At 69.2% G+C, this 25,741-nt stretch carries 23 protein-coding genes; 17 read left to right on the plus strand and 6 right to left on the minus strand.

Features of this window, described 5'->3' with window-relative positions; all coding sequences use genetic code 11:
* Position 1 precedes the first annotated feature (1 nt).
* From EP757_RS20965 to EP757_RS20980, 4 genes are all read left to right on the plus strand, one after another.
* Complete coding sequence (locus EP757_RS20965; protein ID WP_127548533.1) at positions 2 to 730, plus strand: ABC transporter permease; 729 nt, start codon at positions 2 to 4, stop codon at positions 728 to 730.
* Between the two features lie 20 nt (positions 731 to 750).
* The gene (locus EP757_RS20970; protein ID WP_160165826.1) at positions 751 to 1,824 is read left to right on the plus strand and encodes a sensor histidine kinase; all 1,074 of its coding nucleotides are present in this window, start codon (positions 751 to 753) and stop codon (positions 1,822 to 1,824) included.
* A complete protein-coding gene (locus EP757_RS20975; RefSeq protein ID WP_127548537.1) occupies positions 1,821 to 2,426 on the plus strand; it encodes a response regulator transcription factor in 606 nt (201 codons plus the stop codon). Before EP757_RS20970 ends, EP757_RS20975 begins: the two co-directional genes overlap by 4 nt.
* Positions 2,427 to 2,569: 143 nt before the next feature.
* The gene (locus EP757_RS20980) at positions 2,570 to 4,726 is read left to right on the plus strand and encodes a TerD family protein (protein WP_127548539.1); all 2,157 of its coding nucleotides are present in this window, start codon (positions 2,570 to 2,572) and stop codon (positions 4,724 to 4,726) included.
* A 234-nt stretch (positions 4,727 to 4,960) separates the two neighbouring features.
* Here EP757_RS20980 and EP757_RS20985 read toward each other — a convergent pair whose 3' ends face one another.
* Entirely contained in the window at positions 4,961 to 5,338 is a 378-nt protein-coding gene (locus EP757_RS20985; RefSeq protein WP_127548541.1) for a hypothetical protein, read from the minus strand.
* Between the two features lie 221 nt (positions 5,339 to 5,559).
* Here EP757_RS20985 and EP757_RS20990 point away from each other — a divergent pair, with 221 nt between their 5' ends.
* From EP757_RS20990 to EP757_RS21015, 6 genes are all read left to right on the plus strand, one after another.
* On the plus strand, positions 5,560 to 6,249 hold the full coding sequence (locus tag EP757_RS20990) for a hypothetical protein (RefSeq protein WP_127548543.1): 690 nt from the start codon (positions 5,560 to 5,562) through the stop codon (positions 6,247 to 6,249).
* Between the two features lie 114 nt (positions 6,250 to 6,363).
* Positions 6,364 to 7,428, plus strand: coding sequence for an intradiol ring-cleavage dioxygenase (locus EP757_RS20995; protein ID WP_232050603.1), 1,065 nt, complete (start codon positions 6,364 to 6,366; stop codon positions 7,426 to 7,428).
* A gap of 146 nt (positions 7,429 to 7,574) precedes the next feature.
* Positions 7,575 to 8,882: an SGNH/GDSL hydrolase family protein gene (locus EP757_RS21000; RefSeq protein ID WP_232050604.1), complete on the plus strand. Its 1,308-nt coding sequence runs from the start codon at positions 7,575 to 7,577 to the stop codon at positions 8,880 to 8,882.
* Between the two features lie 200 nt (positions 8,883 to 9,082).
* Positions 9,083 to 9,508 (plus strand): PadR family transcriptional regulator, encoded by a 426-nt coding sequence (locus EP757_RS21005; RefSeq protein WP_127548549.1) that lies wholly within the window; start codon positions 9,083 to 9,085, stop codon positions 9,506 to 9,508.
* Complete coding sequence (locus tag EP757_RS21010) at positions 9,505 to 10,449, plus strand: hypothetical protein (RefSeq protein ID WP_127548551.1); 945 nt, start codon at positions 9,505 to 9,507, stop codon at positions 10,447 to 10,449. Before EP757_RS21005 ends, EP757_RS21010 begins: the two co-directional genes overlap by 4 nt.
* A gap of 51 nt (positions 10,450 to 10,500) precedes the next feature.
* Positions 10,501 to 11,100, plus strand: a complete 600-nt coding sequence (locus EP757_RS21015; protein ID WP_127548553.1) for a hypothetical protein — start codon at positions 10,501 to 10,503, stop codon at positions 11,098 to 11,100.
* 198 nt (positions 11,101 to 11,298) lie between these two features.
* Here the strand turns inward: EP757_RS21015 and EP757_RS21020 are convergent, their stop codons facing one another.
* On the minus strand, positions 11,299 to 11,796 hold the full coding sequence (locus EP757_RS21020) for a VOC family protein (protein ID WP_127548555.1): 498 nt from the start codon (positions 11,794 to 11,796) through the stop codon (positions 11,299 to 11,301).
* Between the two features lie 354 nt (positions 11,797 to 12,150).
* Here EP757_RS21020 and EP757_RS21025 point away from each other — a divergent pair, with 354 nt between their 5' ends.
* Positions 12,151 to 14,952, plus strand: a complete 2,802-nt coding sequence (locus EP757_RS21025) for an AbfB domain-containing protein (protein ID WP_127548557.1) — start codon at positions 12,151 to 12,153, stop codon at positions 14,950 to 14,952.
* A 157-nt stretch (positions 14,953 to 15,109) separates the two neighbouring features.
* On the plus strand, positions 15,110 to 17,548 hold the full coding sequence (locus tag EP757_RS21030) for a GH36-type glycosyl hydrolase domain-containing protein (protein ID WP_127548559.1): 2,439 nt from the start codon (positions 15,110 to 15,112) through the stop codon (positions 17,546 to 17,548).
* Between the two features lie 39 nt (positions 17,549 to 17,587).
* Here the strand turns inward: EP757_RS21030 and EP757_RS21035 are convergent, their stop codons facing one another.
* Positions 17,588 to 18,457: an aldo/keto reductase gene (locus EP757_RS21035; RefSeq protein ID WP_232050605.1), complete on the minus strand. Its 870-nt coding sequence runs from the start codon at positions 18,455 to 18,457 to the stop codon at positions 17,588 to 17,590.
* Positions 18,458 to 18,586: 129 nt separating this feature from the next.
* Here EP757_RS21035 and EP757_RS21040 point away from each other — a divergent pair, with 129 nt between their 5' ends.
* The gene (locus EP757_RS21040; protein ID WP_127548561.1) at positions 18,587 to 19,459 is read left to right on the plus strand and encodes an alpha/beta hydrolase; all 873 of its coding nucleotides are present in this window, start codon (positions 18,587 to 18,589) and stop codon (positions 19,457 to 19,459) included.
* 43 nt (positions 19,460 to 19,502) lie between these two features.
* Here the strand turns inward: EP757_RS21040 and EP757_RS21045 are convergent, their stop codons facing one another.
* Positions 19,503 to 20,456, minus strand: a complete 954-nt coding sequence (locus EP757_RS21045; protein ID WP_127548563.1) for a TIGR03885 family FMN-dependent LLM class oxidoreductase — start codon at positions 20,454 to 20,456, stop codon at positions 19,503 to 19,505.
* Between the two features lie 18 nt (positions 20,457 to 20,474).
* Complete coding sequence (locus tag EP757_RS21050) at positions 20,475 to 21,629, minus strand: monooxygenase (RefSeq protein WP_127548565.1); 1,155 nt, start codon at positions 21,627 to 21,629, stop codon at positions 20,475 to 20,477.
* A gap of 165 nt (positions 21,630 to 21,794) precedes the next feature.
* Here EP757_RS21050 and EP757_RS21055 point away from each other — a divergent pair, with 165 nt between their 5' ends.
* The gene (locus EP757_RS21055) at positions 21,795 to 22,256 is read left to right on the plus strand and encodes an ATP-binding protein (protein ID WP_127548567.1); all 462 of its coding nucleotides are present in this window, start codon (positions 21,795 to 21,797) and stop codon (positions 22,254 to 22,256) included.
* Between the two features lie 339 nt (positions 22,257 to 22,595).
* Positions 22,596 to 23,696 carry a hypothetical protein gene (locus EP757_RS21060; protein ID WP_232050606.1) on the plus strand — a complete coding sequence of 367 codons (1,101 nt, stop codon included), beginning with the start codon at positions 22,596 to 22,598 and terminating at the stop codon, positions 23,694 to 23,696.
* Between the two features lie 49 nt (positions 23,697 to 23,745).
* Here the strand turns inward: EP757_RS21060 and EP757_RS21065 are convergent, their stop codons facing one another.
* Positions 23,746 to 24,498: an SGNH/GDSL hydrolase family protein gene (locus tag EP757_RS21065; protein WP_127548571.1), complete on the minus strand. Its 753-nt coding sequence runs from the start codon at positions 24,496 to 24,498 to the stop codon at positions 23,746 to 23,748.
* 85 nt (positions 24,499 to 24,583) lie between these two features.
* Between EP757_RS21065 and EP757_RS21070 the strand changes: the two genes are divergently transcribed.
* Both EP757_RS21070 and EP757_RS21075 read left to right on the plus strand, forming a co-directional pair.
* Entirely contained in the window at positions 24,584 to 24,931 is a 348-nt protein-coding gene (locus EP757_RS21070) for a hypothetical protein (RefSeq protein WP_127554356.1), read from the plus strand.
* A 120-nt stretch (positions 24,932 to 25,051) separates the two neighbouring features.
* Positions 25,052 to 25,741: a DivIVA domain-containing protein gene (locus EP757_RS21075; RefSeq protein ID WP_127548573.1), complete on the plus strand. Its 690-nt coding sequence runs from the start codon at positions 25,052 to 25,054 to the stop codon at positions 25,739 to 25,741.

The raw sequence follows: 25,741 nt of genomic DNA on the forward strand, positions 1-25,741 counted from the left end.
CATGCGCGCCTATCTGCGGTTCGAGCTTCGCCGCCTGCTCCGCGACCCCCGGATCGCGTTCTTCTCGATCATCGGCCCGGTGGCGACGTACCTGATCTTCTCGAGCTGGTCCGGCGACGATCGTCTCGAAGGACTGGCCGCGCCGGTCGCCGTCATGATCGGGCTGGCCTGCTACGGCGCTCTCGCGGGCGTGCTCATGGTCGGCTCGGCGGTCTCCCAGGAGCGCGCCTCGGGCTGGCTGCGCCAGCTCCGCGTCACTCCGCTTCCTGCTGGGCGCGTGGTCGCCGTCAAGGCTTTGCTCTGTACGGCGACAGCGCTGCCGCCCGTCCTGGCCGTCGGAGCAGCGGCGTCCTTCCAGCATCATGTCGATCTGCCGGCCGCCCGCTGGATCGCGGTACTGCTGCTGACCTGGGCCGGAGCGCTGCCGTTCGCGCTGCTCGGCCTGGCGATCGGCTATGGGCTGTCACCTCAGATCGCCATGTCCGTGAACTTCCTCGTGTTCCTGGCGCTGTCGGTGCTCGGTGGACTCCTTGCTCCGGCCGACTATTTTCCTGATGGTTTGAGGGGATTCGCACATCTGCTGCCGACGTACCGATATGCCGAACTTGGATGGCGCTCAGCCGCAGGCGAAGCGCCCAGCCTGACCGGAACGGCCTTGCTCGTCGCGTGGAGCGCGGTGTTTGCGGTGCTGGCGGCGGTGGCATACCGGCGCTCGACGGTGCGTCGCTGAGAACGGATACGGTGGCGATCATGGGTAATCGTCGTCGTGGATTCGCCCTCGTGGCGGCTCACACGGCGTGGCTGTGGTTCCTGCTGCCCGCGGCGACGGCGGCGGCGGGGCACCCGGTCGCGATCGCCGGACTGGTCGTCTTCGTGCTGCTCTATCTCGCGCTGATCGCGGTGCCGGTGGCGGACCTCCCGGTCAGGCCGGCACTGCAGCACGTCGGACTGGCGCTGCTCGCGCTGATCAGTATCGGACTCGCCGGCCTGTATGCCGGCGACTGGCTGGTGGTGTTCCTCTATGTGTGCACCGCCGGCACGATCGGATTGTCCCGCCCGGCCTGGGCCTTCGCCTGGGCCGGTGCGAGCGTCGCCGCGGTGCTGGTGATCGGCGCGGCGCATCACCTCCCGGCCGGCGTCGTCACCCCGGCCGCGCTGTTCACGGCGCTGGCGGGAGCGTCGTCGATCGCTTTCGTGCGCTTCGTCCGCCTGGTCGAGGAACTCCGCCGCACCCAGCAGGAACTGGCTCGCACCGTGGTCGAGCGCGAGCGACTGCGATTCGCTCAGGATCTGCACGACCTGCTCGGCCACACGCTCTCGCTGATCGTGGTGAAGGCCGAGGTGGTACGCCGCCTCGCCCCGGCCGATCCGACGCGCGCGGCAGCCGAGGCCGCCGACATCGAGCGGATCGGCCGGACCGCGCTCGCCGAGGTGCGCGAAGCGGTCACCGGCTATCGCGAGCACGATTTCGCTCGTGAGCTGGAGAACGCCCGGACCGTCCTCGCCGACGTCGGCATCCGGGTCACCGTCGAGGAAGAGGGGCATCCGCTGAGCGCCGAGGCCGGCGATGCGTTCCGCTGGGTGCTCCGCGAAGGGGTGACGAACGTGCTCCGCCACAGCCGTGCCACACGCTGCGACATCGTCGTCGTCGCCGGGCCGGACGGCTCGTCCCTCACCGTCCGTGACAACGGAGTCGGCGGCGTCGTCGTGCCGGGGACCGGTCTGCGGGGCTTGACCGAACGCCTCGATCAGGTGGGTGGCACCGTCAGTTTCGGTCAGGCCCTCGGCGGTGGCTTCGCCTTGACCGCCAGGACCCCGGCATGATCCGGCTTCTCCTGGCCGAGGACCAGGGCATGATGCGCGGCGCTCTCGCACTCCTGCTCAACCTGGAACCCGACATCGACGTGGTGGCCGAAGCCGCGACCACCGCTGCGGCGGTGGAGGCCGCGCGTCGGGAACGCCCGGACGTGGCCCTTCTCGACATCGAGATGCCCGACGGCAGCGGCCTGGACACCGCGGCGACGCTGCGTGACGAACTGCCGGACTGCCGCGTGCTGATCCTGACCACTTTCGGCCGTCCCGGCTATCTGCGCCGTGCCATGGAAGCCGGGGCCGCGGGTTTCCTGGTGAAGGACGGCCCGGTGGAGGACCTGGCCGCCGCGATCCGCCGGGTCCTGGCCGGCGAGCGGGTGATCGACCCGGCCCTGGCGGCAGCGGCCCTGTCGGCCGGCCCGAATCCCCTGACCGACCGCGAACGCGACGTCCTGGTGGCCGGAGTGGACGGTGCCACGGTCGCCGACATCGCCGCGCGGCTGCACCTCTCGGAGAGCACGGTCCGCAACTACCTCTCCGCCGCGATCGGCAAGACCGGGACCCGCAACCGGATCGAGGCGGCGCACCGGGCCCGATCGAACGGCTGGATTTAATGGGATGCCGTCCCGTGATCGACTTCGTAAGCTCTGACGCAGAGGCCTAGCCCGGGCATACTTCGACAAACTTCTTCAGGTGAACTCGCCCGGGCACTTTCCTCACCCTCGCCTTTTCATCGCATGCGCTCGGGGGGTGCACTGTGGACGCGCTGGACCGTATCGGATTCGACCGCCTGGGACTGGTCGCGGCCCCCAGGACCGTCACCACCCGCGAGGTCTCCGCTCCTCTGCTGGCCGAATTCGCCCATGTCGGCGTCCGCTTCGCCAACCCGGAGGAGATCACCGACGGTCTCGCCGGTCCGCACCACGACCTGATCGCGCACATCCGGGCGAAGCGTGGCGACAAGGGCGGCTACGCGCCGCTGTTCCAGGGATTCCCCGAGCGGCTGCCGGCGTACGACGATGCCGTCTTCCGCTTCGTCATGGCCGGCGTCTGCGTGATCTGCGAGGGCCTCGACTGGGACAAGGCGCTCGACTTCGAGCGCTACGGCTGGTGGCCGGCGTCCTCGATCCCGCAGGACGAGGCCCGCGCCGAGGCCCACCGCCGCGCCCAGGCCATGCTGCCCGGCGACAGCCGCATCGAGTGGATCACCGCACGGCTGGTCACCCCGGCCGAGCTCGGCGATCGGCTGCGCGAGTGGATGCGCGACTGCTTCACCAGCGCGGCGTCGCTGCGTGACGACGTCCGAGACGATCTCGGCGTGCTGGTCGGCCGGCTCGGCGTGGACGGCATCGAGATGAGCGAGGTCCGCTTCCGGGAGAACCGGACGTGGCTGTTCGAACTGCTCTGGCAGCTCGACCGCAAGCGCCTGCCCTACACCGACGCCACCCCCGACGATCTCCTGCGCCTGTTCGCGAAGCTGACCGGCGGCGACGTCAGCCTCTTCGAGCCGATCACGTACCCGCGCCTGTCCCGCGCCGACCGCCGCATCGTGGTGAACACCCTGGAAGCGAGCGACCGCCTCGGCGACGTCTTCCGCCGCCGCGGCCTCTGGCTGGCGATCGACCGCGGCCTGCACGTCGGCGAGTTCCGTGCGCCGCGCGTCCACGACATGTTCGAGCTGCTCCGCGCGAGCCGGCACGACTACACCTCGTTCCCGTCCCGGTTCGAGCGCATCCTCGCGCGTGATCACAGCGCCGCGGTCCGGCTGGCCGCCGCCGAGGCACCCGGTCTGCTCGGCCGCAGCCTGCGCCGGCTGGCCGCGCTCGCCGCGACCGACGAGCAGCGCAGCGTGCTGATCTCCTCGGTGGGGGAGGCCTCCGCGCGGATCCCGCTGCGGGTGCTGCTGGCGGCGCGAGCGCAGCTGGCCGACAACGGTCGCACGTACCCCCGGGTGGTCTTCGGCAAGGACGGCTCGGCGCTGCCGATCGTCCGCGCGCCCGGGCACCTCGCCGTCTCGAAGGACTTCCGCGCGGCGCTGCTCGGCGCGATCGACGACGCGGTGACCGCCCAGATGGCGGCGAAGGGCGACTGGCTCGACGAGACCGTCTTCGTCGAGCCCGGCCTCGATCGTCTGCTGCTGCCCGACCAGCTGCGGGCGACGGCGCAGGGCCTCGTCCAGGTCGAGCGCGGCAGCCGGCTGTCGATCGGCGACGCTGCCGTCGTGCGGCTGTTCGTGCACTGGCGCGAGGCGGGCGCGACCAGCGATCTCGACCTCTCGTGCATCGCGCTCGACGACCATTTCGGCGTGGCCGGGCAGGTCTCCTGGACGAATCTCGGCAATGGCGTGATGACCCACTCCGGTGACCTCACGTCCGCGCCCGAAGGTGCTCAGGAATTCCTCGACATCGACATGGCCAAGGCCGTCAAAATCGGTCGCAAGCGGGGCTGGCGATACCTCGTGCCGACGATCTTCCGGTATGCGGGGCCGACGTTCGAGGACCTGGCCGAGGCGTACACGGGCTGGATGCTCCGCGATGAGGCCTCCAGCCGCCACCGCGTCTTCGACCCGGCCACCGTCGTGAACGCCTTCCCGCTCTCGGGTCGCAAGCGCTACGCCGTTCCGATGCTGCTCGACCTGCTGACAGGCGAGATCCTGTATGTGGACGTCTATCTCAACGCCTCGCCCCGAGCGCGGGTGGAGACGGACGGCCGGAACATCGCCACGCTGGTGGCGGCGGTGGCAGGTCGCGCGAACACCAAGCCCGACATCGCGGACCTGGCGTTCCTGCACGCGCGGTCGCGAGGAGCGACGCTGGTGGCAGACCGTTCCGAGGCGACCATCACTTTCGGTCTGGGGGCGGGGAACACCTATGACGCGCTCAATCCGGGGAAGCTGCTGTCCGAGCTTCTTTAGTCGTGTTCGCCGGTGTCGACGGCATTCCCGCTGTCGGCGCCGCGCTCATGCCGGATGGGCCGACTCGGGCTGGGGCCGTCCGCACCATCAGGGTCGGCCTTTGCTGTCATGCCCCTCGCCGATTTCCCGCCTTTCCGGCCCGTTCTCAGCGCACCGCCTCGATAGGCTGCGTGGCACCGCTCTGCATGGCACCGGGCTGTATGGCGCCTGCCTGCGTCGCATCGGGCTGTGGGGTCACTGGCTCCAGACTATTTCGACGCGGGTGGGGTCGTCTTGGTCGGCCAGGCACTCGAAGACGGCGCCTGGCGTTGCCATGTTCACCTGTTCCGCGGTCAGGGGGTCGCGGAGGGTCACGTGGTGTTCAGCAGTGCCGTCGCTGGGCTTCACGTCGAGCTCGATCCGGTAGACGTGCTCGTCGTCGAGGATCATGTTGGTGTCCGCGATTGATCGGATGGTCGCGGTGCACGGGCGGGCGTTGGTCGTGTCGTGGTTGAGTGCCGGGTCGCTGTCCATGACCCGGCTGGTCATCCAGGCGATCGCGCCGACGACACCGAGCGTCAGCGTGACGATGCTGAGCGGAAGCATCCAGCCCAGGTAACGCCGTAGCCTCATGCACTTTCTCCCCGGTTCCTACCAGCTTTTTTGCAGCGTTCCGTCCGCCTTGGCAGGCCTGCCGGACGGGTTGGCTGGAGCGTAGCCGGGTTTCCTGGAGGAAACCTTCGCGTTGCGCCGGGGTGCTATGGGGCCTATCTTCGAATCTCGATGTGCATCGATGCGTTCGTGGAGTCGAAGCGATTCGACTCCGCATCCCCGACGACGCTTTGGAGCAGCACATGCGCCTCCTTCGCTATGCCCTGTCCGCGCTGGTCGCGGCCCTTCTGATCGCAGTCGGACAAGCACCCGCACGTGCCGCCGTATGGGGGTCGTCCGACCAGTGGGCGACCTGGAACAACGGTGGCTACACGCTCTACAACAACATCTGGGGCAGTGGCGCCGGCCCGCAGAGCATCTGGGCGAACTCGTATTCGAACTGGGGTGTCTGGGCGAACCACCCGAACACCGGCGGCGTGAAGTCGTACCCGAACGCCAGTAAGACCGTCGGCATCCGCCTCAGTTCACTGGCGTCCGCCCGGAGCAGCTTCACCGTGACGGTGCCGTCGAGCGGTTCCTACGCGACCGCCTACGACATCTGGGCGGACGGTCACACGTACGAGATCATGTTGTGGATGAACAAGACCGGCGCGGTGGGCCCCCTCGGCTCCTTCCAGACGACGGCCACCGTCGGCGGCCACACCTGGAACGTCTACAACGGGTCGAACGGCTCCAACGCCGTCTTCTCCTTCGTGCGGACCGGCAACACCAGCGCCGGAACCGTGGACATCCGAGCAGTCCTCAACTGGATCCGCGCCCGTGGCTGGTACGGCGACGTCACCCTGAGCACGATCCAGTTCGGCTACGAGATCACGTCCTCCAGCGGCGGCCTGAACTTCGTGACGAACAGTTACTCCGCTTCCGCCTCCTGATCGTTCGTCAGCGTCCGGCCGGTTCTCATGCCGGTCGGACAATGGCGGCACAGGACATTCATAGGCTCCGCTGTTTGCATGGTCCTCGGCAATCGGCATATTGCGGAGGAACTCGTGACTTCATCGGAACGGACCTATCAAGGTCGACGCCTGCCTCACCAGGACGAGGAGGTGTTCGACCAAGGGCTCGGATTCGACATCGGCACCCTTCTCGGCCGGCGGCAGGTTCTGCGGGCGTTCGGCATCGGCGCGGCGGCGCTCGGTCTCGCGGCGTGCAGTAACGAGTCATCTTCACCGTCGGCCTCCTCCACGTCTGCGGCTTCCACGTCGTCGGGGGAGATCCCGGACGAGACCGCCGGGCCTTACCCGGGTGACGGCTCGAACGGACCGGACGTCCTGGAGGAGAGCGGGATCGTCCGCAGCGACATCCGTTCCAGCTTCGGCGATTCGACGACGACCGCCGAGGGCGTGCCCATGACCCTCGAACTGGAGATCAAGGACCTGGCCAACGGCGGTTCGGCGTTCGCCGGGGTTGCCGTCTACGTGTGGCACTGCGACCGGAGTGGTGGGTACTCGTTGTACTCCGACGGCCTCACCGAGGAGAACTATCTGCGCGGTGTGCAGATCGCCGACGACTCCGGCAAGGTGAAGTTCACCAGCATCTTCCCGGCCTGCTACACCGGGCGGTGGCCGCACATCCACTTCGAGGTCTACCCCAGCGAGGCCGACATCACCGACTCCACGAAGGCGATCGCGACCTCGCAGGTGGCGCTGCCCAAGGACGTCTGCGACGTGGTCTTCAAGGAGTCGGGTTACGAGGCGTCGGTGTCGAACCTGTCGCAGGTGACGCTCGACAACGACAACGTGTTCGGCGACGACGGCGGAGCCAGTCAGCTCGGAACTGCCACCGGCGATGTGAGCAGCGGTTATGCGGTGTTCCTCTCGGTCGGCGTGGACACCCGGACGACGCCTACGGCAGGCGCTGCCCCGGCTGGTGGCGGTGGCGCGCCGGGTGGGACGCCGCCGTCCGGGGCCCCCGGTGGGACTCCTCCGTCCGGAGCCCCTGGTGGGACTCCTCCGTCCGGAGCCCCGGGCGGTGGCCCGGGTGGGACTCCGCCCTCCGGCGCTCCCGGTGGTGGCCCGGGCGGTGCCCCGCCGTCCGGTGCGCCTGCGGCCTGACCGTTTTCGAATATCCGAACGCCGCGCGGGGACCGTTTCCGCGCGGCGTTCGGCGCGGGTGCGGGTATCACGCATGGTATTGACATCTATCACTGTGTGGAGTCCTCTGGCTGATGGCATTCCCGGTCATCTGTGGAGGTGTATCCATGAGACGGCTTCACACTCTGATCGCCACGGCAGTGGTCACGACGCTGGCTCTCGCGGGCCCGGCCGGCGCCACCGGTGGCAGCTCGTCCTGGGTGGGCACCTGGAGCACGGCGGTCACCGGTCCGGCGCTCCCACCACAGCCCCAGACGGTTTTCGCCGACCAGACACTGCGGCAGATCGTGCACGTCAGCACGGCCGGCAGCGAACTGCGAGTGCGGCTCTCCAACGAGTACGGCACTGAACCCCTCGTGATCGTCGAGGCGCGCGTAGCCCGCCGTCCCGCCGGCGCCACCGGCTCGCAGATCGTGCCCGGCACCGACCGGGCCCTGAGCTTCGGTCGCCGCGGCTCGATCTCGATCCCGCCCGGCGCGCCGGCGCTGAGCGATCCGGTCAAGCTGTCGGTGCCGGCCCTGTCCGACCTGGTCATCAGCATCTACCTCCCTCGTCGCACGGCCGCGGCGACCGTCCACGGCTCTGCTTTCCAGCGCAACTTCATCGCGGCCGGCAACGTCACCCGGGCAGCCGAGCTGACCGGCGCGACCGAGACGACCTCCTGGCACTTCCTCTCCGGTGTGAGCGTGGCCGCGCCCACACGGGCCGGCGCGGTCGTCGCGTTCGGCGACTCGATCACCGACGGCGCGATCACCACGATCGACGCGAACCATCGCTGGCCGGACTACCTGGCACGGCGGCTGCAGGCGGACCGTTCCCTGCGCAACCTGGGCGTACTCAACAAAGGCATCGGCGGCAACCGCATCCTGCACGACGGCAACACCCTGGAGGGCACGCCGTTCGCCGGCCTGGGACCGCTGTTCGGCGACAGCGCCCTGAGCCGTTTCGACCGCGACGTCGCCGCGCAGCCCGGAGCCCGTCACGTGGTCGTCCTGCTCGGCATCAACGACATCGGCCAGCCCGGATCGACGTCACCGGAGTCCGAGGCGGTGACGGTCGACGAGCTGATCACCGGATATCGCCAGATGATCGCGCGGGCGCACGAGCGTGGCCTGCTCATCTACGGCGCGACGCTGACCCCGTTCCAGGACACCACGATCCCCGGTTACTACAGCGAGGCGAACGAGCGGAAACGCCAGGCCGTGAACCGCTGGATCCGCACGAGCGGTGAATGGGACGCGGTCATCGATTTCGACAAAGCCGTCCGTGACCCCGGCCAGCCGTTGCGCATCCTGCCGGCATACGACAGCGGTGATCACCTCCACCCCAACGACGCGGGCATGAACGCCATGGCCGATGCGATCCCGCTGCGGCTTTTCGACCGCAAGACCACATCTTCGTACGCCGGAAGCTGACCGCCCGGCCCGTCACTCCGAGTCGACGCCGCGCAGCCTGGTCTGCGCGGCGTTGCGCTGTCCTGACATGTGTGCCCCCCGTACGCCGATGGCTGTCTTGGCCTTTTTCTCTTGCACGCCCATCTTCCTCCGGCGGAGGCCGCAATGCTAGTCTGAATTTCAACTAGTTCGAAGATGGCATTAGCTGGAGATGAGACTTCATGGCTGGGGATGCCGAGTCCGGCTGGGTGCGGGCCACCCTCGAGATGGCGGTGCTCGCTGCGCTGACCGACGGGGACCGGCATGGTTACGCGCTGGGTCAGAAGCTGGCTGAGCAGGGCTTGGGCGCGGTGAAGGGCGGCGTTCTCTATCCGGTGCTCAATCGGATGGAGGCGGACGCTGTGGTCGCGTCGAGCTGGCATGCGGGGCAGGGCGGTCCGGGCCGCAAGGTCTACGCGATCACCGAGGCCGGCTGGCATCGGCTCGCCGACCAGCGCGAGTCCTGGGGCCGTTTCACCGAGGTGATGGGCCGTTTCCTGGAGGAGACGGGTTCGGAGCCGGCCCGCGGGCAGGGCGGGCCGGAGCGGGGCGGGTCGGAGCAGGGCGGGTTGGAGCGGGGCGGGTCGGAGCAGGCGCGGGTGGAGTGAGGACGGGGGAGGCGCTGGGGCCTCCTGAGGAGTTCGCGGCCGATGCGGCCAGCGCATATCCGGAAGAACAGTCCCGGCGGGATACGCAGGGGAAGACTCCACGGGGCCATCTCGAGGACGGGCTGTTCGTGGCGGCTTTCCTCGGCCTGCCGGTGTCCGTGTTCGGCGGGATCGTGGCAGGTGCCTGGTCGATGCCGGTCACCGTCGCCGGTCTTACGGGTTCGATCCTGTGCGCGTTCGCTGCGGTCGCCACTCAGGTGCCGGGCGCGGTCCGGGCGGCCGGTCTGCCGAAGCTGGCGCCGTGGAGTTTCGCCCTCTTCGGTGTGCTGGTGATGGCGGCGGCTGCGGCGTTCACCGGGCTGCCGCGGACCAGTGTCGGCGAGTTGCCGGTGCTCGCCTTGCTGGCTGTCTCGCTGGCAGCGATGTGGCTGCTGACTCGGGAGCCGTCGGTTCGTCGGAGCAGCGGCGATCTTCCGGATCCGGGCGGCGCTCGGGGCGGCCCGGCACGCGGCGACGGCGGGCGAGCGGCGGGCGGCGAGGGCGGAGCGGGCGGTGGCGAGGCTTGGTTCGGGCGGTTGCGGGCTTTGCTGGTGGGGCGGTTCGACGTTCCGCCCCGGAGGGCTGCCGCGCTGGTGGAGCAGGCGCGTTCTCATGTGGCGGCTTCCGGTTCGGAGCCGGAGGAGGAGTTCGGTCCGGCGGCGCGATATGCCCGCGAGCTGGCCGAAGCCGAGCCGGTTCGGCAGGGGCCGTGGTGGCGTGGTGACACCGCTGAACTGGCGATGAGCGTGGTGATCACGGGTTGGATCGTGGTGGTTTCCGTGGAGGCTGCGGTGGACGGCCGATGGTGGTTGGCGGCGCTCGGCGTCGTGTGCCTGGTGGGGATCGGGCCGCAGGCGTGGCGACGTGTCCGAAAACGTGCAGCGGGATCGAAGCCCGTCTGAGGAAAGCGGCCGGGGCTTCGTCCGGCCTTGATGGAGGGGAGCGGGGCGCCTGTGGATTGGGTTGAGCTGATCGTCGGGGCTACCGGGTGGCGGCATACGGCGGAGGAGCCCGGATGGGAGCAGGTCGAGGCTGAGCTGGGCCTCGGACTGCCCGCGGATTTCAAGGAGCTGGACCGGCGGTTCGGTGCGGGGGTGTTCTCCGGAGGGGTGAGCCTGCTTCGCCCGGTGGCCGGTGACAGCGGCTCGGCGATGCTCTCGATGTGGGCTGCTCAGAGACAGGTCGCCGGTGGGAGTGAGATCGGGGCGCGGATGTTCGAGCCTTATGGGATCTATGGGCCTGCTGCCGGAGCGGATGGGTCCGGGTTGCTGCAGTGGGGTTATGACCTCGGGGAGGGGGAGTACTACTGGCTGGTGGAACGTGCGGTTCCGGCCGAGCGGTGGTCGGTGATAGCGCGCCGGGACGGTGGTGGTGCGTGGTACCGGTTCGACATGCGGGCGAGTGAGTTCGTGTACCGGGTGCTCGCGGATCCGGAGTTCGAGCCCTTCACCATTGCTGATCCGCCGCGGGTGGCGTTCTTCCTGCCGCCGGGGGAGATGATCACGAGCGCTGAGGAGTGGGCGGCGATGACCGATCCCAGTCGCCGCAGCTGATCCGGGCGTGGATCGCCTCGGGCTGAGTGATTCGGCTCAGCCCGTGGCGAGGGGCGAGTAACTGGTGCCGATGCGGTGGCTGGCGGCGGTGGACGGGCGGCGGTGGCCCGGGCGGCGGTGGCCGAGGGTGGGTGGCGGCTGGCGGTGGCGGGTGGCGGATGGCGGTGGCGGGTGGCGGTGGCGGGTGGCGGTGGCGGGCTAGAGGACCTTGGTGCCGTACATCTCGCCCAGCGGGTCGGCGATCAGTTCGATGCGGGCGCCGTCGGGGTCTTTGAAGTAGACGGATACGCCGCTGTGGACGGAGTGTTCTACGCCGGCTTCGGCTAGGCGGGCTACGAGTTCGTCCCAGCGGGCCGGGTCCACGGAGATGGCCATGTGGTGCAGGCCGCCCAGGACTTCGGCGTAGGGGCCCAGGTCCAGGCCGGGGAGGTCGAAGAAGGCGAGGAGGTTGCCGTTGCCGATGTCGAAGAAGAAGTGGGAGCTGCCGGGGTAGTCGCGGTTCTCGATCAGCTCGGTCAAGGGGAAGCCGAGGAGGTCCTGGTAGAAGCGGACGGTCTGCTCTACGTCGCTGCTGATCAGGGCTGTGTGGTGCAGGCCTCGGGCGGTGGAGGCGGGGCGGTCGGCTGCCGGGCGCAGGTAGGAGTCGCGGATGCGGTGGCGGTCGGCTTCCAGCTTGGCGAGGTCGGTGTCGCTCATGGTCAGCAGTTTGCCGTGTCCGGGGGTGGCCGGTGCAGGGAAGGGCGCGGGTTGCGCGGACGGCGGCAAATACGACCCGGGCGGGAGGGCGCGGGACGGCTGCGGCGCAGGGAAGGCGAGCGGCGAAGGGGAAGGCGGGGCGGCGCGGGGAGCGGGCCTGGGCTTCGGGGAGTTCCGGGAATTGTTGGGAAGCTTGACAGTAGATGAATGTCGATGGGTAGATGTGTTCAACCCTGAGCGGAGGCGTTTGACTCTGCTGGGTTCCGGGTGTCCTCCCGGTTGTCGTGCACAAACCCGTCCCCCCGCGACTTCTGGCCGTCCACCGCTGGGAGTCGCTTCCGGAGAAGGAGTCCGATGCGCCAGCTCCTCACCCGTACCATGGCGGCGCTCGCCATCGCCGCCGGCGGCGTGATCGTCGCGACCACCCCTGCTGCCGCTGCCGTCGTTCCTAAGACGCCGCCGCTCACGACGCCCTGGACCAGCCAGGTGTCGACCACCAATCCGCTCCCGGAATATCCGCGACCGCAGATGACCAGGCCCGACTGGCAGTCGCTGAACGGGGAGTGGGAGTTCCTCAATCCGGCCACCGACGCGGCCGGGAACGTCAACCGCAACGCGGCGCCACCGATCGGGCAGACGCTGCCGGAGCGGATCCTGGTGCCGTACCCGGTCGAGTCCGCGCTCTCCGGGATCATGCGCAACGACAACCGGGACCTGATGTTCTACCGCCGGAACTTCACCGTGCCGGCGGGCTGGAACGGGCGGCGGGTGCAGCTGCACTTCGGCGCCGTCGACTACGAGGCCACCGTGTGGATCAACGGCACGCAGGTGACGACGCACAAGGGCGGGTACGACCGGTTCGAGGTCGACGTCACGCCGCAGCTGGTCAGTGGCAGCAACGAGATCATCGTGCGCGTCTACGATCCGACGGACGGGCGGGGCGAGAAGCAGCCGATCGGGAAGCAGACGAACAATCCGAGCGGGATCTTCTACACGCCGACGTCAGGCATCTGGCAGACGGTGTGGCTGGAACCGACGGCGACCCAGTCGATCTACTCCGTCGACATTTATCCCAATATTTCGGATAAGAACGTCAGGGTCAAAGTCTTCACCCGCGGCAACGTCACCGGTCACACCGTCCTGGCCGAGGCGCTGAACGGCACGACGGTGGTCGGCACCGCGACAGGCGGATTCACCGAGTTCACCGTCCCGGTCCCGAACCCGAGACTGTGGAACCCGGACGACCCGTTCCTCTACAACCTCCGGGTGAGCCTGCGGAACAGCGCCGGAACCACCGTCGACCAGGTCACGAGCTACTTCGGCATGCGCGAGGTCGGCAAGAAACTGGTCAACGGCGTGCTGCGGCCGACCCTCAACGGCGAGTTCGTCTTCCAGGCCGGCACGCTCGACCAGGGCTTCTGGCCGGACGGCCTCTACACCGCGCCGACCGATGCGGCGCTCGCGTTCGACCTGCAGAAACACAAGGATCTCGGCTTCAACATGGTGCGCAAGCACATCAAGGTGGAGCCGGCGCGCTGGTACTACTGGGCGGACCGCCTCGGGCTGCTGGTCTGGCAGGATGTGCCGTCGACGCCACCGTTCGACGCGAACCGGACGGCGGCGCAGATCGCGCAGTTCGAGACCGAGGCGCGGGAGATCATCGACGAGCACCGGTTCAGCCCCGCGGTGATCACCTACGTGCCGTTCAACGAGGGCTGGGGCGAGTGGAGCCTCGCGGACACTCAGCGGATAACCAACCAGCTCAAGGCCTATGACCCGACTCGGTTGATCAATCCGCACAGCGGTTTCAACTGTTGCGCGTCGAAGGGCGATCCGGGCACCGGCGACATGATCGACTGGCATGTCTACACCGGGCCGGACGCGCCGGCGCCGTCGAGCAGCCGGGTGTCGATTCTCGGCGAATTCGGCGGGCTGGGCCTGCGGACGCCGGGCCACGAGTACAGCCCGAACGGCCAGTTCTTCGCCTACGAGCAGATGACGAGCGCCGCGCAGCTCAACGACCGGTTCACCGGGATGATCCGCGACTCCGAGCGGCTGATGATCAGTAAAGGACTCTCCGGCTTCGTCTACACCGAGATCACCGACGTCGAGGGGGAGTACAACGGGCTCTACACCTACGACCGTCGCATTCAAAAGATCGACACTGCCCTGGTACGCGGCGCGCTCAGCAATCTGATCAACTCGTCGCGCAACCAGAACGCGGTCGTGCCGCTGACGCTCGGTCACGTGCGATCGTTCCAGGTCACCACGGCGGGTTACACGAACCGTTACCTGAGGCACGCCGACTCGCTGGCGAGGACTGACGTGATCGGCGGGGACGGTCCTCGGCAGGACGCTTCCTTCCGTACCGTAGCCGGTCTTGCCGATCCTCGGTGTTTCTCCTTCGAATCGGTCAACCAGCCCGGTCGTTACCTGCGGCACGCGAACAGCCGGGTGCGGCTCGACGCCAACACCGGCGGTTCCTTCACCGCCGACGCGACCTGGTGTTCCCGGCCGGGTCTGGCGGCGGGCGGGACGTCGTTCGAGTCGCTGAACTTCCCCGGGTCGTACCTGCGGCACCAGTCCGAGTCGGTGTATCTGGCCGCCGATGACGGCTCCGCGCAGTTCGCCGCCGACGCCACCTGGAACGTGTCGGCCCCGGCGCTGTGGCGGAGTTCGGCGATCCTGCCGTTCGACGTGCGGCGGTCGCTGCAGGTGACCACCTGGGGGTTCACCGACCGTTATCTGCGGCACGCCGACAGCCTGGGCTGGACCGAGGTGGTCACCGCGGGGAGTGCGGCGCTGCTGAAGAACGACGCGACGTTCATCCTGCGGCACGGCATGGCCGACTCGTCCTGCTATTCGTTCGAGTCGGTGAACGTTCCCGGTCAGTACCTGCGGCACGCCGCCAGCCGGATCCGGCTCGCCGCCAGCGACGGCTCGGCGCTGTTCGCGAACGACGCCACGTTCTGTGCGCGGCCGGGTCTGGGCGGGACCGGCGTGAGCTTCGAGTCGATCAACTTCCCGGGCAGTTTCCTGCGGCACTACGACGCGCAGGCCTGGATCGCCTCGGGTGTGACCGGCGTCGGGCGGGACAGGCCGCAGGCGCTCTCGGCCGACAGTAGTTGGAATGTGGTCGGCGCCTGGGCTCCATAAAAGCATCTAAATTCAGGCATATCGATAGCTAAAGCCCGGTGTCGGTACTGCGATGCCGGGCTTCAGCACGTTCTCATGACCGTTACGGCACGGTAAAATGCCCGTCATGGGAGCGCTCCCATAATCGCGCTCCACCAGCGAATTGCGGGAGGACCTGTTGCGTTACGGGCACTTCGACGACGACCAACGCGAATACGTGATCGACCGGCCGGACACGCCGCTGCCGTGGATCAATTACCTCGGTACCGACGCGTATTTCGGGATCATCTCCAACACGGCCGGTGGGTACTCGTTCTATCGCGACGCCAAGTTGCGCAGGCTCACCCGCTACCGCTACAACAACGCACCCCTCGACGTCGGCGGCCGCTACGTCTACGTCCGCGACGACGAGACCGGCGACTACTGGTCACCGTCCTGGCAGCCCACGCCGCAGAAGGAGCTGGACGGGTACGAATGCCGGCACGGTCTCTCGTACACCACGATCGCCTCGACGCGTGGCGGCATCAGCACCGAGACGCTCTACTACGCTCCACTCGGCGAGACCCTCGAGGTGTGGCGGGTCCGCGTCACGAACACCCGGGCGACGGCGGCGAACCTGTCGCTCTTCTCCTCGGTGGAGTTCTGCCTGTGGGACGCGCAGGACGACGCCACGAACTTCCAGCGCAACTACTCGATCGGCCAGGTGGAGATCGAGGACGGCGTGATCTACCACAAGACCGAGTACCGCGAGCGGCGTGACCACTTCGCCTATTTCGCCTGTTCAGCCGAGATCTCCGGGTACAGCACCTCCCGGGATGCGTTCCTCGGCGCCTACCGTGGGTGGGACCGGCCGGCCGCCGTCGAGAACGGCGCGCTCCACAACGAGGAAGCGCACGGCTGGCAGCCCATCGGCAGCCACCACGTGCGACTCGCGCTGCTGCCCGGTGAGACCCGCGAGGTCACCTTCGTGCTGGGGTACGCCGAGAATCCCCGGGACGCCAAGTTCGACCCGCCCGGCTCGCAGACGCTGAACAAGAAGCGGGTCCGCCCGACGATCGCGAAATGGCTGCGCCCGGAGAACGTCGAGCAGGGCCTCGCGGATCTCCGGAGTTACTGGGACGACCTGCTGGACAAGATCCAGGTACGAACCCCTGACGGCGACACCGACCGGATGGTGAACATCTGGAACGCCTACCAGTGCATGGTCACCTTCAACATGAGCAGGTCCGCGTCGCTCTACGAGTCGGGGATCGGGCGCGGCATGGGTTTCCGGGACTCCAACCAGGATCTGCTGGGGTTCGTACACATGGTCCCGGAACGTGCCCGGCAGCGGATCCTCGACATCGCCGCCACCCAGAAGGCGACCGGCGGCGCGTACCACCAGTACCAGCCGCTCACCAAGCGCGGGAACAACGACATCGGCGAGGGCTTCAACGACGACCCGCTGTGGCTGATCCTCGGCGTCGGCGCGTACCTGAAGGAGACCGGTGACCTGAGCCTGCTCGACGAGGCGGTGCCGTTCGACAACGCGCCGGGCAGTGAGGAGCCGCTCTACGAGCACCTGCGGCGCTCGCTGCGGTACACCCTGGAACGGCTCGGCCCGCACGGCCTGCCGCTGATCGGGCGTGCCGACTGGAACGACTGCCTCAACCTCAACTGCTTCTCCGACACCCCGGGCGAGCCGTTCCAGACGACGGAGAACGCCAGCGGCGGGGTCGCCGAGTCGGTCTTCATCGCCGGGCTGTTCGTGCTCGCCGCGAAGGAGCTGGCCGGCATCGCCGCGCTGCGCGACCTGGACGGCGAGGAGGCGGTCTACCTGGCGTCGGCGGAGAAGATGGCCGGCACGATCGCCGAGCACGGCTGGGACGGCGACTGGTTCCGGCGGGCGTACGACTTCTACGGCAACGTGATCGGGTCGGGTGAGAACGACGAGGGGCAGATCTTCATCGAGCCGCAGGGCATCTGTGTGCTCGGCGGCGTCGGCCTGGAGGACGGCCTCGCCGTGAAGGCGCTGGACAGCGTCGCGGACCGGCTCGCCACGCCGCACGGCATCGTGCTGCAGCAGCCGCCCTACTCGGGGTACCGGATCGAGCTCGGGGAGATCTCCTCGTACCCGCCGGGGTACAAGGAGAACGCCGGCATCTTCTGCCACACCAACCCGTGGATCATGATCGCCGAGGCGATGACCGGTAACGGCGACCGCGCGTTCGACTACTACCGGCGGCTCAACCCGTCCGCGCGGGAGGAGATCAGCGAGGTGCACCGCTGCGAGCCGTACGTCTACGCGCAGATGATCGCCGGCAAGGACGCGCCCACCCACGGGGAGGCGAAGAACTCCTGGCTGTCCGGCACCGCAGCGTGGAACTTCGTGGCGATCACCCAGTGGATCCTCGGCATCCGGCCGGACTTCGGCGGGCTGCGGGTCGACCCGGTGCTGCCGGGTGACTGGGAGGGCTTCTCGGTGACCCGCAGGTTCCGCGGCGCCACCTACGAGATCTCGATCCCCGCGAACTCCAAGGTCACGCATCTCGAGGTCGACGGCGTCCGTATCGAGGGCAACCTGATTCCCCTGGCCGAGCCGGGGGCCGTGGTGCGAGTGACCGCGCACGTCGGCTGACGGAGAGCGGCCCGGGTTCTCATCGGGGAGCTCGGGCCCTCAGAGGGCGGGGACGGGGATCTCCCGGTCCAGCAGCCAGGCGTCGGACAGGTCGCGCCAGAGCCCGTCCGGGATCCGCACCCGCGCCATCGCCGCCGCGTCGGCCGCCTCCTCCGGCGACCGCATGCCGACCAGCACCGACGTCACCGCCGGGTGGGCCAGGGGGAACTGCAGGGCGGCGGCCCGCAACGGCACCCCGTGCCGGTCGCAGAGCCGGGCCATCGCCTGCGCGCGGGCCACCGCCTCGGGCGCGGCGGGGTGGTGGCCGGGCGTCGCCGGGCGGAACGGGTCGGCGAGCACCCCCGCGTGGTAGACGCCGCCGGCGATCACCGCGATGTTCCGCCGCCGGCACTCCGGCAGCAGTTCGGCCAGGCCGGACTGGTCGAGCAGCGAGTACCGGCCGGCCAGCAGGACGCAGTCGAGAAGGCCGGTACGGGCGAACGCGGTCAGCATCGCGGACTGGCTCATGCCGGCCGAGACCGCGCGGATCGTCCCGTCCTTGCGCATCGCCGCCAGGGCGGGCAGCGCCTGCGTGGCGGCCTCGGTGAAATGGTCGCCCGGATCCCGCAGGTGCAGGACGTCGACCCGATCCATGCCGAGGCGCCGCAGGCTCTCCTCGTGTGACTCGCGGACGCCCTCGGCGGAGAAGTCGAGGCCGGTCCTCGCCGACAGCGTGAATCGCGAGCGGTCCCGTCTGCGCAGGAGGAGGCCGGCCCTGCGTTCGGAGTCCGGCTCGGTGTCGAAGAAGCGGACGCCGAGCCGCCAGGCCACGTCGGCGGTCGTGTCCTCGCCGATCTCGGTCAGACCCATGCCGAGCCGGGTGACCATGACACCGGTGCCGCCGAGCTCTGCCTTCTCGAACGGGTCCACCCCAGTTGTTTAACGGTGATCGATGTCCGGGTCAACCATTTCCGGACGCAGCGTACGTGTGTCGTCGCCCAGGGTCGCGTTTTCCGGCCGACGCGCTGCGCTGGACGGCTCACGTGGTAGGCAGGGAGCATGAAACCGCGCCGCTTTCCGGTTCCGGCCCCGGCCACCGAGGGAGACCTGACGATCTGGCGGGACGCCGTCGTCGGCGAGGTGAGCGGATTCCGGCCGCTCACGGCCGACATCCACCGGCCGGCCGATGATCGGCAACGGCCGCTCGTCGTCTGGATCCACGGCGGCGCCTGGCGCAAGGGCAGCAACAAGGGCGACGCCGTGGCCCGGATCCCCGAACGGTTGCTGGAGGCCGGGTACGCGGTGGCGCGCGTGACGTACCGGCTCAGCGGAGAGGCCAAGTTCCCCGCTCAGCTGCACGACGTGAAGGCGGCGGTCCGCTGGGTCCGCCACCACGCCGCCGAGCTGGGCGTGGACCCGGCCCGGATCGGTGTCTGGGGCGAATCGGCCGGCGGGCACCTGGCCACCCTGCTCGCCCTCACCGGCAAGGACCCGGAACTGGCCGGCGACGTCGGCGTTCTCGATCAGTCCGACTCGGTGGCCGCGGCGGTGGTCTGGTACGGCCCGTCGAACCTGCTGAGCATGGCCGCGCAGAACCACCCGGAAGGCCTGCAGGACCACGACGACCCCGACTCCCCGGAGAGCCGGCTCGTCGGCGGCCCGGTCCAGGACCTGCCCAAGGAGTCGGCGGCGGCCAGCCCGGTCACCTATGTGTCGGACGCGGCGCCGCCGATCCTGCTCGTGCACGGCGACGAAGACCGGATCGTGCCGGTGGGGCAGAGCATCGAGCTGCACCAGCGGCTCTCGGACGCGGGCGCGCGGGTGCAGCTGCGGATCGTGAACGGCGCCGACCACTGCCTGATCGGCGCCGATCCCGAACCCGAGGTGGCCGCATCCATCGCGCATCTGGACAGATCGCTTAAACCCGCGTGACTCCGGCAAGGGGAACTCACGCCCCGCGGGCCGCGAGCACAGGTCACAAACGCGGCAGGACCTTGGCCCCGAACGTCTCGATGAACGGCCCCAGATCCTGCCCGACGTGGTGCAGGTAGATCCGGTCGAACCCGAGGGCCGCGTACCCCCGGAGCAACTCGACGTGCTCCTCCAGATCGGCCGAGATGTTCACGACCGACCGGATCTGATCAACGGTGACGTTCTCCGAGATGACGTCGAACTCGGAGACGGTCGCCGTGTCCCAGCAGACCGGCGGCGGGAAGATGTTGCTCCGCCACTGGTCGTGGGCGATCTCCTCGGCTTCGGCCGAGGACGGCGCCCACGACAGATGCACCTGCAGGCACACCGGCCCGCGGCCGCCCGACGACTTGTACGCCGAGATCATCTCCTTGAGGTGGGACTCCGGGGCGTTGACGGTCACCATGCCGTCCGCCCAGGACGCGCACCACCGGGCCGTCTCCACGCTCACCGCGGCGCCGATCAGCGGCGGCGGTGTCTCCGGCCGGGTCCACAGCCGGGCCCGGTCGACGGTGACGAGACCGTCCCGGGACACCTCCTCACCGGCGAGCAGGTCCCTGATGACGTTCACCGACGCGAGCAGGCGCGCGTTGCGTACCTCCTTGCGGGGCCATTCGCCGCCGACGACGTGCTCGTTGCTGTATTCGCCGCTGCCGAGAGCCGCCCAGAAGCGGCCCGGGTACATCGACGAGAGCGTCCCGATCGCCTGCGCGATGATCGCCGGGTGGTAGCGGTGGCCGGGAGCGTTCACCACCCCGAACGACAGGTTGGTGGCCTGCAGTGCGGCGCCGAGCCAGGACCAGGCGAAACCCGACTGGCCCTGGCGGGAGCTCCACGGTGAGAAATGGTCGGAACACATGGCCGCCTGGAAGCCGGCGCGTTCGGCGGCGATCACCGCCCGGAGGAGGTCACCGGGCGGGATCTGCTCGTGCGAGGCGTGGATGCCGTACTCGGTCATGCCCCGTCTGGTACCCACCTAGCGGGGTGCCATCACCATAATCCCGAGGCACATCTCATCGCTGGTCCCCTCACCCCAGACCACGTAGCGCGACGGCAGTCTCTGCAGCTGCGGAAGTTTCCTGCGCAGGCCGGCGTCGTGGGTGCAGGTCACCCGGACCACGTCGTCCGCCGCCACCGGGATGGGTTCCTTCAGGGGTACGAGGGCCTGGTTGTCGAAGTCGTAGGCGGGAACGTCGAGCACCGTCCGGGCCTCCGGCGTCCCCGGGTTCAGCTCGACCTTGATCGACCGGCCCAGCAGGTGCATGTGACCCGCCGCCATGTAGATCGTGCCGGCCTGGCCGACCGGCTGGTCGCAGTGCTGGGTAGGGCCGGCTTTCGGCTTCTTGCCGGCGTTGCAGAACTGGTTGAGCTGCGACACGAGCTCGGCCGACTCCGGTCCGAACCGCTGCCCCACATCGGCGACCGCCGCCTCCCGATCGCAGAGCGGGCCGGTGCCGCCGGGTTCGCAGGGCAGCTCGATCGGCGCCTGTGCGAGGGCCGTCTCCAGCGGCTTGAGCCCGGCGCCGGCGGGGGCGAGCCGCATCTTCATGCCGGACTGGTCGCTGCCGGCGGTGTTCAGCAGGTTGTAGTGGACCTGCATGATCAGCTTGCTGCCGGGCGGCATCACGAAGCCGAACCCGTCGGGCATCAGGGTCTCGCCGGCGCCCGGCGCCCAGTGCGCCACCCAGGCGGTCTGCCCCTCCACCCCGGAGTCGCCGAAGCAGGTCCAGCCCTCGCCCGGCGAGGAGGCGTCCACCTGAGCAGCCTGTTCGGCCTGCGACGGATCGACCCGGTAGAAGATCGCGTGGTGCACGATCGCGGCGTTCTGCGGCAGGAACTGGCTGCCGGTCAGGTAGGCCTCTTCGGTGAGCTGCGGATCGACCAGGAAGCACCGGTACTCGTCGGTGCCGCCGCTCGGCGCGGCCGGCTCGTACGGCTGCGCCAGGCCGACGTCGACGAACCGCTCCCCGTGACGCAGCGGCGTCGGTGGCGGCGCCGATCCGGTGCTGTGGCCGCTGTGTGGCTCCGGGCCGGGATCCTGCGGCGAGGCAGCCGGACCTGCCGCACAGGCTGCGACTCCCAGCAGCAGCGCGACGGCCGCGACGGCGAGCGCGGGACGGGTGGATCTCATGACGGGCCTCCCCAGGGCCGGGTACGAGACCCGTCAATTCTCCCGAGATCGTGTCCAGTGGGACATCCGTGACATCCCCCTACGGGACCGGTGCGGGTGTCACCTGACCAGGCGCGCCCGATTCGGGGGAATGCTTCCGGCTCGTATCCTTCCTACGATCGGGCCATGGGCGTGCGACCGCCGTTCCTGTTCGACGCCGAACCGGCGCCGGTGACAGTGCTCCGCGTGATCGACGATGATCTCGCCATCGTCGACGTCCGCGGACAGTGGACAGCCTGCTGCGAGGACCGGCCGAGGCCCGCCGGCTGGTCGCACGCGCCTGTGCCGCCTGGAGCTGCCCGATTTGGAATACCACGCCCGGCTCGTCGTCTCGAGCTCGTGTCCAACGTGGTGGAGCACGTCGGCGGCCCGTCCCGGCTGATGCTCGCGCGCCGGGGGAACGGCCTGCACATGACCGTCGCCGATCGCAGCCGGGTGATGCCCCGTACCGGCGGCCGGGTGCCGCGCCACACCGCGCCGGTGCTCTCCGAGGGCGGACGCGGGCTGCAGCTCATCCACTCGATCGCGGTGGCCTGGGGTGCCATGCCGATCGAGGGCGGCAAGGTGGTCTGGGCGATCCTGCGATAGCCCTCTTTCGTGTTTGGGAGCGTGACCAGTAAAGTGCGCCTCGCGTCAAAAGGGGCCACTTAAGCCGCTTCTAATCCAATCTTAAAAAATGGTGGGAAATACATGCGAAAGCTGATCGCCGCAGCGGTCGCCCTGCTGGCGCTGGGAGCGTGCTCGACAAGTGATCCGCAGGCTACGGGGCGCATGGATGAGGTGTGGGCGGCGACGAGCACCGCAACGCCGACGCCGAGTGTCAGCGCTGACGCAAGTGTGAAACCGTCCGCGCCGGCAACGACGAAAGCGGCCGAGAGCGGCTGCGCCCGCCCGGTCAGCGGTAACCCCAAGGCGAGAATCACCACGGTGAAACTGCCGAATGCGGTTATCGGATACGGTTCCGAGGGCGACACCGAAAAGCTGCCGATGGCGATCGCGGCCCGTCCCGACGGCACCTCCTGGATCGCCTGGACCTCGACCGGCGGCAAGGTCTTCCTCGGCAGGCTCGGGTGTGACGACAAGCTGACCGGCGAGCCCACCGGTTTCACCGGCATCGACCTGCAGGACGTGGCGGCCGACGCGACCGGCGGCGTGCTGCTGCTGACCCGCAGGGGTTCCTGCGGCGACGGCCCGCTCTGCGGCGGCGAGTCCAGCCCGTGCAACACCATGCACATGGTCCGGTTCGACAACGCCGGCAAGCTGGTCTGGGAGCGGCAGGTCACCAACCTGACCGGCGGCCGGCAGGGGTACGACGACGGCGCCCGGTTCATCTGGTGGTACCAGCACCACGGCCGGCTCGCGACCGACGGCAAGAACTGGGCGGCGTACTTCGGCGTCGCGATCACGGTGAGGAACGGCGACTGCGTCGACGTCCACGAGGGCGACCGGATGCAGGTGGTCAGCTCCACCGGCAAGCTGGTCGGCGGGCACAAGGACGCGTTCGAGGTGGGCTGTTCCCACGCGTGGACGTCGCGGATCGTCCACGACCCGCGCACCAAGCGGTTCGTCACGGTCTGCGCCACCGACAACGCGTGCCGGATCGCACAGCCCGACCCCTATCGCACGATCGCGGCCGGCACCTGCGACGGCACGCTCTTCAACGGCGACGTGGTCCTGGCCGAGGGCAAGGGCTACTGGGCGGCGTGGAGCCAGGGCGGCTCGGTGCGCCTGGAGAGGTTCACCACCGGCAGGTCCACCAGCACGATCAGGACGGGCGCGTCGGCGCAGCACCCGCACCTGGTCGGTTACGGCACCGGGCGGATGCTGCTGGCCTGGCAGTCCGGCTCGTCGATGGCGGCGCAGGCCTATGACTCGGGCACCGGCAAGAAGGTCGGCGCCAAGCTGACGATCAAGGTCAAGGACCACGCCTACCAGGCCTTCAAGGCCTACGCCGACGGGAGCGTCGCCTATCCCGCGGCCGGAGGCGGCAGCTCGTCCATCACCATCGCCCGCGTTCTCCCCCTCTGAGGATCAAGATCGGCGATGGGGTACGGCCGGAGCACCCGGCCGTACCCCTTCACGCCGGGACCGGCGTCCAGTCCACGTACTTCCCGGTCCGGTCGTCCCCGGACGAGCGTCCCCGCAGCCGCCGGTTGATCCACGGCAGCACGTGCTCGCGGTAGAACTGCGCCTCGGCCGCCAGGCTGCGCCGCGCGGACACCGGCGGCGCCACCACGTGGGCCTCGGTCGCATAGCCGAGCGCGTCGAGCACCACGCCGGCGACCCGCCGGTGCCCGTTGGCGTTGAGGTGCAGCCGGTCGGCCGACCAGTAGTGCCGCTGCTGGATCTCCTCGTCGTGGAACATGTCCACGAAGGTGACGCCCTCCTGGCCGGCGAACTCGGCGACCGCCCTGGTCAGCTCCTCGCCCTTGGGCCGCATCCGGCTGCCGAACGGCAGATGCCCGGACGGGTCCGCGCCGCTGAGCAGCAGCACCTCGACCCCGGCGTCGAGGCAGCGGCGGACGGCCTTCTCGGTCATCGCCACGAGCCGCTTCAGATCGCCGCCCGGCCGCATCATGTCGTTGCCGCCGCCGTTCAGGGACAGCAGCGTCGGCGGGGGCGAGAGCGACAGGGCCGCGTCCAGCTGGTCGGTCACGATCGGCTCCAGCAGCCGGCCGCGGATCGCCAGGTTCGCGTACGAAATGGGGTGTCCCTCGCCCGCGGCGATCCCGGCCGCGACCAGATCCGCCCAGCCGCGCTCGCTGCCGTCGGGCAGCGTGTCGCCGAGCCCTTCGGTGAAGCTGTCACCGATGGCGACATACCTCGTCATTCCTGTTACCCCCACCGTTGTTGATCAGCAAGGACGGTACCCCCGGGGTGATCGGCCGGTGCGGCGGCTGGCAAGCTTCGCAACCGTGGAAGCACTCCGGTTGGTTCTCCTCTTCATTCACCTCGTGGGCTTCGCGCTGCTGCTCGGCGGCGGCGTCGCGGTCCTGCTCTCCGACAGGATCCGGATCAGCAAGCCGGTGCTGTGGGGCGCGATCATCCAGCTGGTCAGCGGCCTGGCCCTGGCGGCGCCGCTGCGTGGTGGCGGCGACAACGAGCCCGACCCGATCAAGCTGGGCGTCAAGCTGCTGATCGCGGTCGCCATCTTCATCATGGTCTTCATCCCGCGGAAGCGGGACGAGGTGAACAAGGGCCACTTCATCGGTATCGTGACACTGACCGTGGTGAATGCGGCGGTTGCCGTCTTCTGGCGCTGAGCGCACAGGGGGAGGTCGATCGTGGCCGGCGGCGCGTACGCTCGATCGCGCACCCGGCAACCCCGCGTGATCGCGTAGGATTTCGGGCCGCACCGCAACTGACAGGAACCAGGGAGCACGATGCCGCTCACTCCAGCTGACATTCACAACGTCGCCTTCAAGAAGCCGCCGATCGGCAAGCGCGGCTACGACGAGGAAGAGGTCGACGCGTTCCTGGACGAGGTGGAGCAGGAGCTGACCCGCCTCCTCGAGGAGAACGGCGCTCTGCGTGACCAGGCTCAGCGTGGCGGCGGCACCCCACCCAGCGCGGCCTCGACGATGGTGCTCAACAACGAGTTCGCCGAGCTCGCCGCCCAGCTGGAGCGGTTGCAGGAGGCCCGTGCCCGCGCCGAGCAGAACGCGCGCAGCACCCAGGCCCAGCTGGAGCGGGCCCGGGCCGAGGCGTCCAGCCAGAGCCAGGCGCTGGTCCCGGTCGACGACGACCGCAACTCGCGGGTGCTGATGATGGCGCAGCGCACCGCCGACGAGCACATGCGCGACGCCCAGCGTGAGTCCGACTCGCTGCTCGGCAACGCGCAGAACAAGGCCGAGCAGCTGCTGAGCGACGCGCAGCTCAAGGCCGGCACGATCGAGAGCGACGCCCGGCGCAACCACGCCGAGGCGATGGACGGCATCGTGGAGAAGCGGGCCGCCCTGCTCGACGAGATCGACCGGCTCGGCCAGCTCGCCTCCGGCTACCAGGAAGCGCTGACCAACCACGTCCAGCAGCAGCTCATGGACCTGACCAGCACCCCCGACGGCCAGGTCTGA

Origin of the sequence: Actinoplanes sp. OR16 (assembly GCF_004001265.1) — a bacterium.
In the GTDB taxonomy this organism is placed as follows: domain Bacteria; phylum Actinomycetota; class Actinomycetes; order Mycobacteriales; family Micromonosporaceae; genus Actinoplanes.